This is a genomic window from Pedococcus bigeumensis (genome assembly GCF_006438965.1).
In the GTDB taxonomy this organism is placed as follows: Bacteria; Actinomycetota; Actinomycetes; order Actinomycetales; family Dermatophilaceae; genus Pedococcus; species Pedococcus bigeumensis_A.
The window spans coordinates 867,889-882,414 of sequence record NZ_RCZM01000001.1; the positions used below are offsets into that span (position 1 = coordinate 867,889).

Below are 14,526 nucleotides of genomic sequence, written 5' to 3' on the forward strand. Positions count from 1 at the left end.
CACAGCCGACCCACGGCCTGCAGAGGCCGCCGCCACAGGACGGGCACGCACGGTGGAGCTCCACCACCGAAGGAGCACCTCATGAAGATCCGAATCGTCCCCGTCGCCGCGGGCCTGGTTGCCGCCGCAGGCATCGCCATCACCGCGGCGTCCTTGGCCAGCGCCGACCCGACGTCACCGACGTCCACCCTCGCCGCCTACGGCCAGGTCGCGCCGGGCCAGGGGGAGACGCCGCAGGGCAACGGCAACACCGACCCCAGCAAGCCGATGCGGTCCGACGAGAAGCTGTTGACCGGAGACGTGGCCGCCAAGGTCACCGCCGCCGCCAAGGCCAAGGAGCCGACCGCGACCATCCAGCGCGTGGAGACCGACTCCGACGGCGTCTACGAGGCCCACATGGTCCGCGCCGACGGCACCCAGATCATCGTGCAGATCGACAAGAGCTACGCCGTGACCAACGTCCAGGTCGGCGGGGCCGGGGGACCGGGCGGGGAGGCGGGCCAAGGCGCGCCACCGGCCGCACCCTCGGCGGAGTCGAGCTCGACCACCTGAGCGTGCCCTGACCCCGCGGAGAGGGTGCCGGTGTGCCGCGTAGGGGAGCCCGCGGCATACCGGCACCGTGCGGTCCTGTTCCACCAGATGAACGTGAGGTTGGTGAGAGTGCTGGTGCGTGAGTGCTTCGTGGTGCACAATGGGCGCAGCACAGCCAACTGAAGAAGCGACACACAGCCAGGCCAGCAGGTGACGAGGTTCGTGGGGAAGACGTCCCTCGCACACCAAAGGAGGCCCGGAATGTCTGTCGCGATGCCGCGTGTCATGACCCGCGGGGTGGTGTTCATTCACGCCACCCCGAAAGCGCTGTGCCCACACATCACCTGGGCCCTCGAAGCCGTGCTCGATGGCCGGGTGGCCATCGACTGGACGCCTCAGCCGGCCGGTGCCGCACTTGTCCGCGCGGAGCTCGCGTGGGCAGGGGTGCAGGGCACCGGCGCCAAGCTCGCCTCGACGCTGCGCGGGTGGGACAACCTGCGCTACGAGGTGACCGAGGAGCCCAGCGCCGGCTCGGACGGCTCGCGCTGGTCCCACACGCCCGCGCTGGGGATCCACCACACGTGGACCTCGGCCTCCGGTGACGCGGTGATCAACGAGGACCGGCTGCGCGAGGTGCTGCGGCTGTCCCAGGGCTCACCCGAGGCGATGGCCGAGATGGTCGAGGAGCTGCTCGGCACCGACTGGGACGCCGAGCTGGAGCCGTTCCGGTATGCCGGCGACGGGGCTCCCGTGCGCTGGTTGCACAAGGTGGGCTGACCGGGTCCGACCGGCCGCGCTGACCTGCAGGTTTGGAGGGTTACGTCGGATGTTGGGTATTCTCGCCCGCTGACCGACCAACTCTGGAGGAACGTGTGACCCGCCCCAACCTCATCGTGGGGGCGCTGGCCGCAGTCTGTGTGGGGATGCTGCTGTGGTGCGCCCGACTCATCCTGGCCGCCGATCTGCCTCTCGGCGCCCACGTCGCGGCGTGGGTTCTCTGGGCAGTGGCGACCGTGGCTGTCGTGACCCTGATGGCCTACCTGCGTGAGTTCCTGACGCACCGGCAGGTCGTCGGACGCGAGGCGAGCTGGAAGCCACTGCCGTCCCTCGTACTGCTCTGGATCGGTGGGCTGACGGCGTTGCTGTCCTTCGCCTTCATCCTGCCCGACAAGGCCGCGTCGGATGGTGCGGAAGGGCCGACCAAGGCCAACACGTCCCTGACCGGACAGGCGGTCACGTCAACACCGTCGACCGCCACGCCTGCGCCGGGCGCCGCGCGACAGGCCTCGTCGACGACCTCGTCGCGGTCGGTGTCGTCGCGCACCGTGCCGCCGGCGCCTGTCTCGACGACCGCTCCGCGGTCCACCCCGACAGGGGGCGCGACAGCCTCGCGGACGTCGACAACGACGACGCCGTCGACCACCACGTCGCCGCTCATCGACATCCACATCCTGCCGCCCCCGGCCAAGCCGACCACACCGCCGGGGCGCGGCTAGGGACCCTCCTCAGGATGCCTACGACCCACCGACCGCGCACGGTGACGGGAGTAGGGCGGCCCGCCTGAAGGTGCTGGAGCAGCGGTGCACAGTCCGGTTCGCCACCATCATCGGCGTTCCCACTGCTCCCTCGTGATCTCGAACCGGAAGCCGCCACGCTCAGCACCTTCGACGCCCTGCATGTCGTCAGGTGTCGGGACCGCCGCGACGACGGACATGCCGACCTTCTGCATGACCCGCTGGGAGGAGACGTTCAGCGCCATGGTCTCGCCCCAGACGGTGCTGACACCAAGCTCGGTGAAGCCTTTGTCCAGAAGGGCCTGCGAGCCCTCGGTCGCGTACCCCTTGCCCCAGCCGTCCCGGCGGAGCCGGTAGCCGAGCTCGACCTCGTCCAGCGGACCCGTCCGCTCCGGGCGAAGGCAGAACCAACCGATGAAGGCGCCGGTCTCCTTTTCGTAGGCTGCGAACAGTCCAAACCGACCGTTCCACCGCTCATACGCGGCAAGGAGGCTCGGGATCACCTCGTCACGGACGACGTCATCCGACAGCGACGGCTCGCCACCAGTGAGGTAGCGCATCACGGCGGGATCACTATCCAGCTCGATCAGCAGGTCCGCGTCGTCCGAGGTGAACTGGCGCAGCACCAGGCGGTCGCTCTCGACGTAGTCGCTCATGGCAGAAGCATGCCGAGGACGGCACGCATCGCCAAACGACTTTCCTGGTGGGCCGGCCTTCCTGCGCGGGAGGTGCCCACCACACCTTGCTGGTGATCTCAGATCGAGGTGAAGACCACCGCGACGTTGTGACCGCCGAAGCCGAACGAGTTGTTGAGCGCGGCGATGTCGCCGTCCGGCAGCTTGCGGGCCTCCCCGTGCACGACGTCGAGCTTGATCGCGGGATCGAAGTCGTCCAGGTTGATCGTCGCCGGGGCGAGCCGGTGGTGCAGCGCCAGGATCGTGAAGACGCCCTCGAGCGCGCCGGCCGCACCGAGCAGGTGCCCGGTCATCGACTTCGTGGCACTGACCGGCATACCGTCGGCGTCGTCGCCGAAGGCGCGCCGGATGGCGTTCGACTCGGCCACGTCACCGACGGGGGTCGAGGTGGCGTGGGCGTTGACGTGCACGATGTCCTTGGGAGTCAGGCCGGCTCGCTCGACCGCCTCGACCATGGCACGGGACGCGCCAGCACCTTCGGGCTCGGGCGCCGCGATGTGGTGCGAGTCGGAGGACATGCCCACGCCACCGATCTCGGCGTAGATCTTGGCGCCACGGGCCTTGGCGGCTTCGTACTCCTCGAGCACGATCACCGCGGCACCCTCACCGAGGACGAACCCGTCACGACCGGTGTCGTAGGGGCGGGAGGCGCGCTCGGGGTCGTCGTTGCGGGTCGACAGCGCCTGCATGGCGGCGAAACCGGCGATGGGCAGCGCGTGGACCGCGCCCTCGGTGCCACCGGCGACGGCGATGTCGGCGCGACCGTTGCGGATCATCTCGTAGGCGTAACCCATCGCCTCGAGCCCGGAGGCGCAGGCCGACACCGGGGTGTGGGCTCCGGCGCGGGCGCCGATGTCGAGCGAGACCGCAGCGGAGGAGGCGTTGGGCATGAGCATGGGGACGGCGAGCGGGAAGACCCGGCGCGGACCCTTCTCGCGCAGGTTGTCCCACTGGTCGAGCAGCGTCCACACGCCGCCGATGCCGGTGCCGATGCAGGCCGCGAGGCGCTCGGGGTCGACCTCGGGGGAGCCGGCGTCGGCCCAGGCCTCGCGGGAGGCGATGAGGGCGTACTGGGCACTGGGGTCGAGTCGGCGGACCTCGACCTTGGTCAGCACGTCCAGCGGCTGGGTGTGGATGGTCGCGGCGAACTTCACCGGGAGCTCGTACTTCTCCACCCAGTCGAAGGGCATGGTCTTGGCGCCCGACCGTCCGGCCAGGATGGCGTCCCACGTCTCGGGGACGGTGCCGCCCACGGGGGTGGTGGCTCCGAGGCCTGTGACGACAACGCGTCGTTCGGCGGTCATGGCTGGAGGTGCTCCTTCATCTGGGGTGGGACGGGTGCGTGCGCAGGGCTGCGCAGCGGGGGCGGCGGGCACGGACGGCAGGTTTGCCGGGTGCCCACCACCCCGCGCGGGATCAGCTCTGGCTCTTGGCGATGAACGACACGGCGTCGCCGACGGTCTTGAGGTTCTTGACCTCGTCGTCGGGGATCCGCACGCCGAACTTCTCCTCGGCGTTGACGACGATGGTCATCATCGAGAGAGAGTCGATGTCGAGGTCGTCGGTGAAGGACTTCTCGGACTGCACCGAGTCGGTGTCCAGTCCGGTCTCCTCGTTGACGATCTCGGCCAGACCCTCGAGGATCTCCTGTTCGCTCTGCGCCATGCGGCTCAGCTCCTTCTTTCTGTTGGTGTGACTGGTGTTGCGTGACTCTGGTGTCACTGGTGTGGTCACTGCGGTGGCCCGGTTCACCCGCGGGCCGACGGGAGTCTGGTCAGGGGAGGACGACGACCTGGGCGGCGTAGACGAGCCCGGCGCCGAACCCGATCTGCAGGGCCAGGCCGCCATGTGCGACCTCACCCTCGCGCAGCATCCGCTCGGTGGCGAGCGGGATCGACGCGGCCGAGGTGTTGGCGGTCTCGGCGATGTCGCGGGCGACGGGGATGTCAGCAGGCAGCTTGAGCTGCTTGATCATCGCGTCGATGATCCGCATGTTGGCCTGGTGCGGGATGAACGCGTCGAGGTCCTCGGCGCGGACGCCGGCGGCATCCAGCGCCTTCTGCGCGACGGGTGCCATGCCCCACACAGCCCAGCGGAAGACGGACTGCCCGGCCATGCCGATGGCGGGCCAGCCGAGGTCGCCGTCGCGGACCTCGACCCACGAGTCGCGCTGGGAGATGGTCTTCCACTGCGATCCGTCCGAACCCCAGACGGTGGGGCCGATGGCCGGGGTGTCGGACGGGCCGACGATGGCGGCGCCGGCGCCGTCGCCGAAGATGAACGCCGACCCGCGGTCGGTGGGGTCGGTGAAGTCGGAGAGCTTCTCGACCCCCACGACCAGGACGTGGCGGGCGCTGCCGCCGCGGACCATGTCGCTGGCCAGGCTGACGGCGTGGCAGTAGCCCGCGCAGGCGGCCGAGATGTCGAACGCCGCCCCGCGGATGCCGAGGCGATCGGCGAGGATCGGCGCGGCTGCGGGGGTCTGGTAGGGGTGGGTGACCGTGGCCACGATCACCGCGTCCACGTCGGAGGCCTCGAGCCCGGCTGCCACGAGCGCATCGCGGGTGGCCGGCTCGGACATGTCGACCACCGACTCGTCCTTGGCCGCGAAGCGGCGGCTCTTGATGCCGGACCGCTCCTGGATCCACTCGTCGGAGGAGTCGATGGCCTCGATGATCTCGGAGTTCATGACGACTCGCTCCGGACGGTAGCCGCCCACGCCCATGATGCGCGCGTACGTCGCACCATCGGACGGAGTGATGAAGCCGGTGCCCTTGGGGGCTGGTGTGCTCATGTCAGGCCTCTTGCGCGTCGGTCGGGGTGGAACCTGCGGGAGCGGGGTCTCCGCCGTGCTCGCGAATCAGTTGCTGTGCCGCCTCGAGGTCGTCGGGCGTCTTGACTGCCAGTGTGGCAACTCCGGGCATCGCGCGCTTGGCGAGGCCGACGAGGGTGCCCGCCGGGGGGAGCTCGATCATGGCGGTGACGCCGAGGTCGACCAGGGTCTGCATGCACTGGTCCCACCGCACCGGGCTGCTGACCTGTCGCACGAGACGGGCCAGTGCGTCGGCCCCGTCCGCGACCGGTCGGCCGTCGGCGTTGGACAGCAGGGTGACTCCCGGGTCGCTGACGTCGAAGTCGGCCGACAGCCGCTGGAGGTCCTCCACCGCCGGGGACATGTGGACGGTGTGGAAGGCGCCGGCTACCTGGAGTGCGATGACGCGGGCCTTGGCCGGGGGATCGGCTGCCAGGGCCGCGAGCTGGTCGAGCGTGCCGGCGGCCACCGTCTGACCGGCGCCGTTGGCGTTGGCAGCGGTGAGGCCGTGGCGGGCGAGCACCTCGGCGACCTCGGTCGGGTCACCGCCGAGGACGGCACTCATGCCGGTCGGGGTGAGCGCGCTGGCGGCGGCCATCCCGGTACCGCGCTCGCGGACGAAGACCATCGCGTCGTGGTCGGACAGCACGCCGGCGAAGGCCGAGGCCGTGATCTCACCGACCGAGTGGCCGGCCGTGGCCCCGACCGCCCCGGAGGGTCCGTCCGGGAGCAGGACGGCGGCTGCAGCGAGCCCGGCGGCGACGATCAGCGGCTGGGCAACTGCCGTGTCCTTGATCGTCTCGGCGTCGGAGGTCGTGCCGTGCGCGACCAGGTCGAGCCCGGCGACGTCGGACAGCGACTCGAGCCGCTCGCGAAACGCCGGCAGCTCGAGCCAGGGCGCGAGGAAGCCAGGGGTCTGGGAGCCCTGTCCCGGGCAGACGATTGTTAGCACGGGCTCAGCCTTGCGGTAAGCCGGTGGCGTCAGCGTGACCGTTTGGCACGAACATCGGCGACGACTGTTGGAGGATGTCTACAAATTCGTGCTCGACCCTGGAGCGGGTTGTGCCGCGTCTCACACCCCTGTGCGAGGCCTCGGTGTCGCGCTGAACGGTCGGCTGAGCCTGCCGAGAGCCAGGGCGATCCGCACGGTGTGGGCGTCGTGCGGGTCGGTGAGCTGGTAGCCCGTGAGGTCGGCGATCTTGCCCAGGCGGTAGCGCACCGTGTTGGGGTGGACGAAGAGCACGCGGGCAGTCCCCTCCAGCCCACCCCCTGTCTCGAGGTAGGCCGATGCCGTCTCCAGCAGGCCGCCGCTGCTCGACGAGAGGGGGTGCCAGATGCGGTCGAGCAGGAGCGCCCGGGCGGGGGCGTCACCCACGAGGACCCGCTCCGCGAGCAGGTCGTCGGCGGTCACCGGCCGGGGCGCGCCGGGCCAGGCGTGGGCGCAGGACTGGCCGGCCAGGGCGGCCCGAGCGGATCGGCCCGCTGCGAAGAGGTGGGGCACGGTCGGCCCCACCACCAGTGGTCCGTCGCCGAAGTGGTCGGCGACCGCACGGGCCGCCGCCATCGGGTCGTCGACGTTGCCGAAGATGCACACCAGCCGGCGTCCCTGGACGGCTGCGAGCGTGTCCACCCCGGCGCGTTCGGCTGCCCGGCGGAGCCCGTCCACGACTCCCGCTGAGCCTCCCGGAGGCGTGCTGCCCGCGATCACGGCAACCCTGGTCGTGGACCCCCAGCCGAGCGCCGCCGCGCGCGACTGCATCGAGTCGTCGGCCTCGCCACGGAGCACCGCGTCGACGACCAGGCCTTCGAGGCGGGCGTCCCACGCGCCACGCGCCTCGGCGGCGTGGGCGTAGACCTCCGCGGCCGCGAAGGCGATCTCGCGCGAGTAGCGCAACACCGACTCTCGCAGTGCCTGCTCCTCACCGGGCTCGGCAAGAGCCGTCGCGTCCTGCTCGACGACGTCGACGACCGAGCGCACCAGGTCGAGGGTCTGGCGCAGGGTGATCGAGCGGGTCAGCTCGCGAGGCGCGGTGCCGAACACGTCGGCGGTGACCGGCGTCTGGTCGCCGCCGTCCCGCAGCCACGCGATGAACGCCGCGATGCCCGCCTGGGCGACCAGGCCGACCCAGGAGCGGTCCTCCGCGGAGAGCGAGCGGTACCAGTCGTGCGTCGCCTCCACCCGGCGCGTCGCAGCCGACGAGAGCTCACCGGCGGACCGCTCGACCCGCTGCAGGGTGGCGGTCGAGGTGCTGACGCGGGTGGACGGCATACCGGCAGTCTATTTGTATGCCGCCCACAACCGGGGGTGGTCGTCGCGGGAAGCCGACCATCCCGGAAAGCTGCTGGTGGCGCGTGGTTTCAGCCGACGTGGTCGCGCCAGGAGTGGTCTGGCTGGTAGCCCAGCAGCCGTCGGGCCTTGTCGATGGACAGCAGGGTCTCGTGCTCGTCGAGGGCCTTGCGCACCTCGACGTCGGGGAAGACCTGGGCCATCAGGTCGGCACTGCTGCGTGACATCACCGTGTCGGCGTTGGCGACGATGAAGACCTCCACGCCCGGGTCGGTGCGCTCCAGCCCGAGCCGGACCGCCTGGGCTCCGTCGCGCGCGTCGATGTAGCCCCACAGGTTCCACTGGCGCAGCGACGGGTCCTCGTCGTACGCCGGGAAGGCGGCGTAGTCCTCAGGGTCCATGACGTTGGAGAACCGCAGGCCCACCATGGTCAGCTCAGGGTCCCAGCGGCAGAAGTGCCGGGCCATCTCTTCCTCGAGCGCCTTGTTCAGCGAGTAGGTCGTCTCGGGCCTCGGGTGGTACTCCTCGTCGACCGGCGCGTACGGCGGCGGCGTGTCGAACGGCAGGCCGAGCACCGTCTCGCTGGATGCCCAGACGACGCTGCGGATCTTCAGGGCCTTGGCCGCGGCGAAGACGTTGTAGGTCGCCGCCGAGTTGTTCGCGAAGGTCGCGGCGTTGGTGGTCAGTCCCGGCGCCGGGATCGCGGCGAGGTGGACGACCGCGTCCACCGGGGTCGGGTGCTCGTCGACGCCTCCGGAGAGCGCCTCGAAGACCTGGCCGTAGTCGGTGAGGTCAACCGCGACGAACGGCGCCGCGGGGGACTCGGGTCGCGTCCGGTCGAGGGCCAGCACGTCGTAGCCCTGCTCCACCAGGTGGGCGACCACAGTGCGGCCGAGCTTGCCGGTGGAGCCTGTGACGGCGACGCGGCGCGAGCCGTTCTGTACGGAGTCGGAGGTCATGGCCTCATCCTGCCCCAGCCGGCGCGCTATCCCAACCGAAAGCCCTACCCCAACAGAAAGGTATGCCGCCCACTCGGCTGAGTGGGCGGCATACCTTGTCGTGCAAGGGCTTTCGTCACATCGGCATGGCCAGCCAGGGTCAGCTGTCGCCGCCGGAGTTGCCGGACGTGCCGGCAGTGACGTCGAGCAGCCGGTAGCGAGACGCTGCCTCACGGGCCACGCCACCCTCGACCTCGCCACGCTGGACGAGCATCTGCAGCGCGCGCACGGCGACGGACGGACCGTCGATGTGGAAGAACCGTCGCGCGGCGGGACGGGTGTCGGAGAACCCGAACCCGTCGGCACCGAGCGAGGCGAAGTCTCCGGGCACCCACTGCTGGATCTGGTCCTGCACCTGGCGCATGTAGTCCGAGACCGCCACCACCGGTCCGCGCGTGTCGCGGAGCCGCTCGGTGACGTAGGGCGTGCGGGCCTCACCCTCGGGGTGGAGGAACCGCTGCTCGTCACAGGCCATGCCGTCGCGACGCAGCTCGCTCCACGACGTCACCGACCACACGTCGGCCACGACGCCCCAGTCATTGCGCAGCAGGTCCTGCGCCTCGAGCGCCCACGGCACGCCGACACCCGACGCGAGCAGCTGCACGCGTGGGGCCTCGTCGGGGAGGCCGTCGGAGATGCCGGGGGCGAACAGGTGCATGCCCCGCAGGATGCCCTCGTGGTCGACGTTCTCGGGCTCGGCCGGCTGGCTCATCGGCTCGTTGTAGACGGTGATGTAGTAGATGACGTTCTCCGGGTCGTCGCCGTACATCCGGCGCAGCCCGTCCTCCATGATGTGCCCGATCTCGAACCCGAACGCCGGGTCGTAGGCCACCACGGCAGGGTTGGTCGCCGCCATCAGCGGGCTGTGGCCGTCCGCGTGCTGCAGGCCCTCGCCGGTGAGGGTGGTGCGACCTGCGGTGGCGCCGATGAGGAAGCCACGAGCCATCTGGTCCGCCGCGGCCCAGATCGAGTCGGCGGTCCGCTGGAACCCGAACATCGAGTAGAAGATGTAGATCGGGAGCATCGGTTCGCCGTGCGTCGCGTAGGACGTGCCGGCCGCCGTGAACGCCGCCATCGAGCCCGCCTCGTTGATGCCGAGGTGCAGGATCTGCCCGTCCTTGGCCTCCTTGTAGGCGAGCATCAGCTCCGCATCGACCGAGGTGTACTTCTGCCCGTGCGGGTTGTAGATCTTGATCGTCGGGAAGAACGAGTCCATGCCGAAGGTGCGGGCCTCGTCGGGGATGATCGGCACGACGCGCTTGCCGAACTCCTTGTCGCGCATGAGCTCCTTGAGCAACCGGACGAACGCCATCGTCGTGGCGATCTGCTGCTTGCCGGTGCCCTTCTTGACGATGTCGTAGGCCGAGTGGTCGGGCAGCTTGAGCGGCTCGTGCTGCACACGGCGCACCGGCAGGTGGCCACCGAGCTTCTCGCGACGCTCGAGCAGGTACTTGATGCTCGGGTCGTCGGGTCCGGGGTGGAAGTAGGGCGGGGAGTAGGGGTCCCGCTCCAGCACCTCGTCGGAGATCGGCAGCTTGAGGCTGTCGCGCAGGCCCTTGAGGTCGTCGAGGGTGAGCTTCTTCATCTGGTGCGTCGCGTTGCGGCCGGCGAAGTGGCTGCCGAGGCCGTAGCCCTTGATCGTCTTGGCGAGGATCACGGTCGGCTGCCCGGTGTGGTTCATCGCCGCCTGGTAGGCCGCGAACACCTTGCGGTAGTCGTGGCCGCCACGCTTGAGCTTCCACCAGATGTCCTCGTCCGACCAGTCCTTGACCATGTCGCGGGTGCGGGGGTCGCGGCCGAAGAAGAAGTCCCGGACGTACTTGCCGTCGTTGGCCCGGAAGGTCTGGTAGTCACCGTCGCTGGTGGTGTTCATGAGGTGCACGAGGGCGCCGTCACGGTCCTGGGCGAGCAGCGGGTCCCACCCGCGACCCCAGACGACCTTGATGACGTTCCAGCCGGCACCGCGGAAGAACGCCTCGAGCTCCTGGACGATCTTGCCGTTGCCGCGCACCGGGCCGTCGAGACGCTGCAGGTTGCAGTTGACGACGAAGGTGAGGTTGTCGAGCTCCTCGCCGGCGGCCAGCTGGAGCAGGCCACGCGACTCCGGCTCGTCCATCTCGCCGTCGCCGAGGAACGCCCAGACGTGCTGCTGGCTGGTGTCCTTGACGCCGCGGTTGTGGAGGTACTTGTTGAACTGCGCCTGGTAGATGGCGTTCATCGGGCCGATGCCCATCGACACGGTCGGGAACTGCCAGAAGTCCGGCATCAGGCGCGGGTGCGGGTAGGACGGCAGCGCGACCGGCTGGCCCCCGACGAGGTGGCTCTTCTCCTGGCGGAAGCCGTCGAGCTGGTCCTCGGAGAGGCGGCCCTCGAGGAACGCGCGGGCGTACATGCCGGGGGAGGCGTGCCCCTGGAAGAACACCTGGTCGCCGCCACCCGCGTGGTCGGGACCGCGCCAGAAGTGGTTGAAGCCGACTTCGTAGAGGGTCGCGGCCGAGGCGTAGGTAGAGATGTGGCCGCCGACGCCGATGCCGGGGCGCTGCGCGCGGTGCACCATGACCGCGGCGTTCCAGCGCAGGTAGGCGCGGTAGCGGCGCTCGACCTCCTCGTCGCCGGGGAACCATGGCTCCTGCTCGGGCGAGATGGTGTTGATGTAGTCGGTCGCCGTCAGCGACGGGACCCCGACCTGCATCTCACGGGCACGCTCGAGCAGCTTGAGCATGACGTAGCGAGCCCGCTGCCGACCGCCTTCCTCGATGACCCCGTCGAGGGAGTCGAGCCACTCCTTGGTCTCCTCGGGATCGATGTCCGGGAGCTGGCTGGGGATGCCGTTGAGAATGGGTCCGGCTTCCTCGCGTGCGGCCACGGTCGTGAGTCCTTTCTCGCGCCTAGGGCCGCGGGGTTGCCTGCGACCTCCGCGTCCATCTTCCACCCGAAGGACGTACCGGTCACAACGGGATCCGGCTACTGGCCAGTATCCGGAGCGCTCGTCAGATATATCCCGGCCGGGTCGGCCCCGAGCGAGGCCCCGGCGCAGATGACGAGGTGCTGCCCGGTCACCATGGCTCCGGTTTCCTCGAGCAGGAACGAGGCGTAGGACGCCACCTCCTCGGCGCGCACCAGGCGGCCCAGTGGCGGGGTCCGTGGTGGTGTCGCGGCGCGCCGCGGGTCGGTCGTCATCGCCGTCAGGGTAGGCCCCGGCTCAAGGACGTTCACCGTGACACCCCGGCCGGCCAGCTCCATCGCCCACGAGCGACCGAGGGCGCGCAGTGCAGCCTTGGTCGCGGCGTACTGGCTCTTGCCCCAGGCGCCGTCGGCGGTCCGGCTGCCGATGAGCAGGATGCGTCCGCCGTCGACGAGGCGCCCCTCGAGGCACGACGCGAGGCGCACTGCGGCGCCGACGTGGACCGCGTGCATCCGGTCCGTGGCGTCGGGGTCGAGGTCGCGCAGCGGCCCGGACTCCTGGAAGCCGGCGGCGTGCACGAGGGCGTCGACCCGGGTCAGGTCGGCCACCGCGCTCGCGACGTCGTCACCCGCGAGGTCCACCGCTCGCCAGTCCAGCCCTGGCCGGTCGGGCCGGTCGGGCAGGTCGGGCCGGGTGCGAGACAGGCCGACCACCGCCCAGCCGTCGTCGAGCAGACGGCGGGCGATGGCCCGCCCGATGCCCGAGCTGACGCCGGTGACGACGGCGGTGCGCCGAGGTCGCATGGTGTCGGGAGCCGAGCTCACGGCGAGGGTATGCCGGTCCGCGCCTCGAGCGCGGACGCGGAGATCCGCACGTGGCGGATGGCCCGGCGGTGGTAGGTGTAGGCCACGTGGACCGTCCCCGTCGCGTCCTGGCAGACCGACGGGTAGCTGAGCTCGCGGTTCACGCCGTCGCGCGAGTTGTTGCTCAGGCAGTAGCCGTCACCGTCCTCGAGGACCCACCGCACCGGCCAGGTCTGTCCGTCGTCCGAGGAGACCGCGAGCGTCAGCGGCGCCCGGGGGGCTCCCCAGAAGGCACCACGGACCTCTGCCAGCTCTTCGGGCGTGGCGGCCTGCGGCTCGGCAACCGGGGAGTCGCTGATCCCGTGGTCGTCGATCTCGTCGTAGAGCGACACGCGGCGGGCAACGGCGTCGAGCCGGCTGCTCTCGTTGAGCACCAACCCGATTCGGCGGTCGGACAGCGATGCTGCCTGGATCGAGGAGTTGTTGTTCGGCAGCTCCGTGGGCTGCGGCTGAGACCACTCGAGACCGTCGTCGGAGACGCTCCGGTAGACGTGGTCGGCCCACCGACTGCGGTAGTACGCGGCATACCTGCCGTCGCTGAGGGGGACGATGCTCATGTGGACGCAACCCGTCGAGCCGGGCACCTCCCGCTCCGCCCACGAGACGCCTTCGTCGGTCGACACCCACACGCTGCTCGTGTCGCTGTCACCGACCCATTTCTCGCCCGGCACGCGGACGCAGGTGAACGTCGGCAGCACCCAGGTCCCGTCCGGGAGGACGACAGGGGGCTGGCGGACGAACACGCCACCGCGGTCGCTCTCCAGCAGGGTGCGCGACTCGCTCCACGTGCGCCCGTGGTCCCCGGAGGTCCGGACCCGCACGAACGAGGTGTCCTGGTCGCCGGCGTGCTGGGCCGTGTGCAGGAGCCACAGCAGGCCATCGGGGGCCGGGAAGAGGAGGGGGTTCTGCTCCGAGCGGGTGGGGTCGCCCGAGAGCCGCACCGGCTCGGTCCACACGTCGGCTCCCTCCTCCAGCCGGGAGAACCACACGTCGATGTCGGCCACACCCTCCTGGGTGCCCCCGAACCACACACAGCCGAGGCTGCCGTCGCCGAGCACCGTGAGGTTGGCCGCGTGGGACTGCACCGTCGGCGCCGGGAGGAAGGTCTCCTCGAGGCCGTCCTCAGTCTCCCGGGCGCGCAGCACACCGTCCGTGACGAGGGTGGCGGGCGCGCTCACGTCGCCGCGCCGGTGGCCGCCGCCAGGTGCTCTGCCGCGGCTCGCTCGAGGTGGACCAGGTCGGACGAGACCGTCGCGAAGGTGTAGCCCTGATCCAGCCGGCGGGCCGCGTCGGATCCCGAGGGTGTGTGGATCCCGGCTGCCACCCCGGCAGCCTCCGCAGCCGCGCTGATCCGTTGCAGCGCCGCCTCGAACTCGTCCGCCACCGCCGGGTCTCCCGGGAACGCCCCACCGACGGCGAGGCAGAGGTCGGAGGGACCGACGTAGATGCCGGTCAGTCCCGGCACGGCACAGATCTCTTCGACGTTGGCCAGGCCCTCGGGCGTCTCGATCATGGCCAGGCAGGACACTGCGGCGTTGGCTTCCGCAGGGACCGGACCGATCCGCAGCCCGGACCGCATCGGCCCGTAGGACCGGATACCGGTGGGCGGGTAGGTCGCAGCCGCCACGGCCCGACGGGCGTCGTCAGCGGTGTTGACGAGGGGGACGATGACTCCGGCAGCACCTGCATCGAGGGCCTGGCCGATGTGGAAGGGGTCGTTGGCACCCACCCGGACCAGGCCTACGCACGAGCGGCCGGCGTCGATGGCCATCAGCCCTGCGAGCAGGCCGCTGTAGCCGAGCAGGCCGTGCTGGGCGTCCAGGCAGACGTAGTCGTAGCCCAGCCGGGCGATCCGCTCGGTGGCGACGGGGGCGTCGAGGACGACCCAGTAGCCGACCGCGCGCTCGCGTCCACCCACCCT

14 protein-coding genes are annotated in these 14,526 nt (G+C 70.6%); 3 read left to right on the forward strand and 11 right to left on the reverse strand.

Annotated features, from left to right (window positions below; genetic code table 11):
• Window positions 1-81 precede the first annotated feature (81 nt).
• The 3 genes from EAH86_RS03970 to EAH86_RS03980 all read left to right on the forward strand — a co-directional run bounded on the left by EAH86_RS03970 (window position 82) and on the right by EAH86_RS03980 (window position 2,027).
• Window positions 82-552 (forward strand): hypothetical protein, encoded by a 471-nt coding sequence (locus EAH86_RS03970; RefSeq protein ID WP_140737271.1) that lies wholly within the window; start codon window positions 82-84, stop codon window positions 550-552.
• A 240-nt stretch (window positions 553-792) separates the two neighbouring features.
• Window positions 793-1,308 (forward strand): DUF3145 domain-containing protein, encoded by a 516-nt coding sequence (locus EAH86_RS03975; protein WP_140737272.1) that lies wholly within the window; start codon window positions 793-795, stop codon window positions 1,306-1,308.
• A gap of 95 nt (window positions 1,309-1,403) precedes the next feature.
• On the forward strand, window positions 1,404-2,027 hold the full coding sequence (locus EAH86_RS03980) for a hypothetical protein (RefSeq protein WP_140737273.1): 624 nt from the start codon (window positions 1,404-1,406) through the stop codon (window positions 2,025-2,027).
• 107 nt (window positions 2,028-2,134) lie between these two features.
• Here the strand turns inward: EAH86_RS03980 and EAH86_RS03985 are convergent, their stop codons facing one another.
• The 11 genes from EAH86_RS03985 to EAH86_RS04035 form a co-directional block, all read right to left on the reverse strand.
• Complete coding sequence (locus EAH86_RS03985) at window positions 2,135-2,701, reverse strand: GNAT family N-acetyltransferase (protein WP_140737274.1); 567 nt, start codon at window positions 2,699-2,701, stop codon at window positions 2,135-2,137.
• A gap of 98 nt (window positions 2,702-2,799) precedes the next feature.
• Complete coding sequence (fabF, locus tag EAH86_RS03990; protein ID WP_140737275.1) at window positions 2,800-4,044, reverse strand: beta-ketoacyl-ACP synthase II; 1,245 nt, start codon at window positions 4,042-4,044, stop codon at window positions 2,800-2,802.
• A gap of 112 nt (window positions 4,045-4,156) precedes the next feature.
• The gene (locus tag EAH86_RS03995) at window positions 4,157-4,405 is read right to left on the reverse strand and encodes an acyl carrier protein (RefSeq protein WP_140737276.1); all 249 of its coding nucleotides are present in this window, start codon (window positions 4,403-4,405) and stop codon (window positions 4,157-4,159) included.
• Window positions 4,406-4,514: 109 nt separating this feature from the next.
• Window positions 4,515-5,534, reverse strand: a complete 1,020-nt coding sequence (locus EAH86_RS04000) for a beta-ketoacyl-ACP synthase III (RefSeq protein WP_140737277.1) — start codon at window positions 5,532-5,534, stop codon at window positions 4,515-4,517.
• 1 nt (window position 5,535) lies between these two features.
• Complete coding sequence (locus EAH86_RS04005) at window positions 5,536-6,504, reverse strand: ACP S-malonyltransferase (RefSeq protein WP_140737278.1); 969 nt, start codon at window positions 6,502-6,504, stop codon at window positions 5,536-5,538.
• Between the two features lie 120 nt (window positions 6,505-6,624).
• Window positions 6,625-7,821, reverse strand: a complete 1,197-nt coding sequence (locus EAH86_RS04010; protein ID WP_140737279.1) for a PucR family transcriptional regulator — start codon at window positions 7,819-7,821, stop codon at window positions 6,625-6,627.
• 89 nt (window positions 7,822-7,910) lie between these two features.
• On the reverse strand, window positions 7,911-8,798 hold the full coding sequence (locus tag EAH86_RS04015) for an NAD-dependent epimerase/dehydratase family protein (protein WP_140737280.1): 888 nt from the start codon (window positions 8,796-8,798) through the stop codon (window positions 7,911-7,913).
• A 139-nt stretch (window positions 8,799-8,937) separates the two neighbouring features.
• Window positions 8,938-11,703: a pyruvate dehydrogenase (acetyl-transferring), homodimeric type gene (gene aceE / locus EAH86_RS04020; RefSeq protein WP_140737281.1), complete on the reverse strand. Its 2,766-nt coding sequence runs from the start codon at window positions 11,701-11,703 to the stop codon at window positions 8,938-8,940.
• A gap of 98 nt (window positions 11,704-11,801) precedes the next feature.
• Window positions 11,802-12,566, reverse strand: coding sequence for an SDR family oxidoreductase (locus tag EAH86_RS04025; protein WP_338325223.1), 765 nt, complete (start codon window positions 12,564-12,566; stop codon window positions 11,802-11,804).
• Complete coding sequence (locus EAH86_RS04030; protein ID WP_194150729.1) at window positions 12,563-13,783, reverse strand: sialidase family protein; 1,221 nt, start codon at window positions 13,781-13,783, stop codon at window positions 12,563-12,565. The genes EAH86_RS04025 and EAH86_RS04030 overlap by 4 nt, the downstream gene beginning before the upstream one ends.
• A complete protein-coding gene (locus EAH86_RS04035; RefSeq protein WP_425325211.1) occupies window positions 13,780-14,523 on the reverse strand; it encodes an HpcH/HpaI aldolase family protein in 744 nt (247 codons plus the stop codon). The genes EAH86_RS04030 and EAH86_RS04035 overlap by 4 nt, the downstream gene beginning before the upstream one ends.
• Between the last annotated feature and the right edge of the window lie 3 nt (window positions 14,524-14,526).

Bases quoted from the DNA above. Each gene is read 5' to 3' on its own strand.
- EAH86_RS03970 (WP_140737271.1), top strand. From the start codon at position 82: ATGAAGATCCGAATCGTCCCCGTCGCCGCGGGCCTGGTTGCCGCCGCA.
- EAH86_RS03975 (WP_140737272.1), top strand. From the start codon at position 793: ATGTCTGTCGCGATGCCGCGTGTCATGACCCGCGGGGTGGTGTTCATT.
- EAH86_RS03985 (WP_140737274.1), bottom strand. From the start codon at position 2,701: ATGAGCGACTACGTCGAGAGCGACCGCCTGGTGCTGCGCCAGTTCACC.
- fabF (WP_140737275.1), bottom strand. From the start codon at position 4,044: ATGACCGCCGAACGACGCGTTGTCGTCACAGGCCTCGGAGCCACCACC.
- EAH86_RS03995 (WP_140737276.1), bottom strand. From the start codon at position 4,405: ATGGCGCAGAGCGAACAGGAGATCCTCGAGGGTCTGGCCGAGATCGTC.
- EAH86_RS04000 (WP_140737277.1), bottom strand. From the start codon at position 5,534: ATGAGCACACCAGCCCCCAAGGGCACCGGCTTCATCACTCCGTCCGAT.
- EAH86_RS04010 (WP_140737279.1), bottom strand. From the start codon at position 7,821: ATGCCGTCCACCCGCGTCAGCACCTCGACCGCCACCCTGCAGCGGGTC.
- EAH86_RS04015 (WP_140737280.1), bottom strand. From the start codon at position 8,798: ATGACCTCCGACTCCGTACAGAACGGCTCGCGCCGCGTCGCCGTCACA.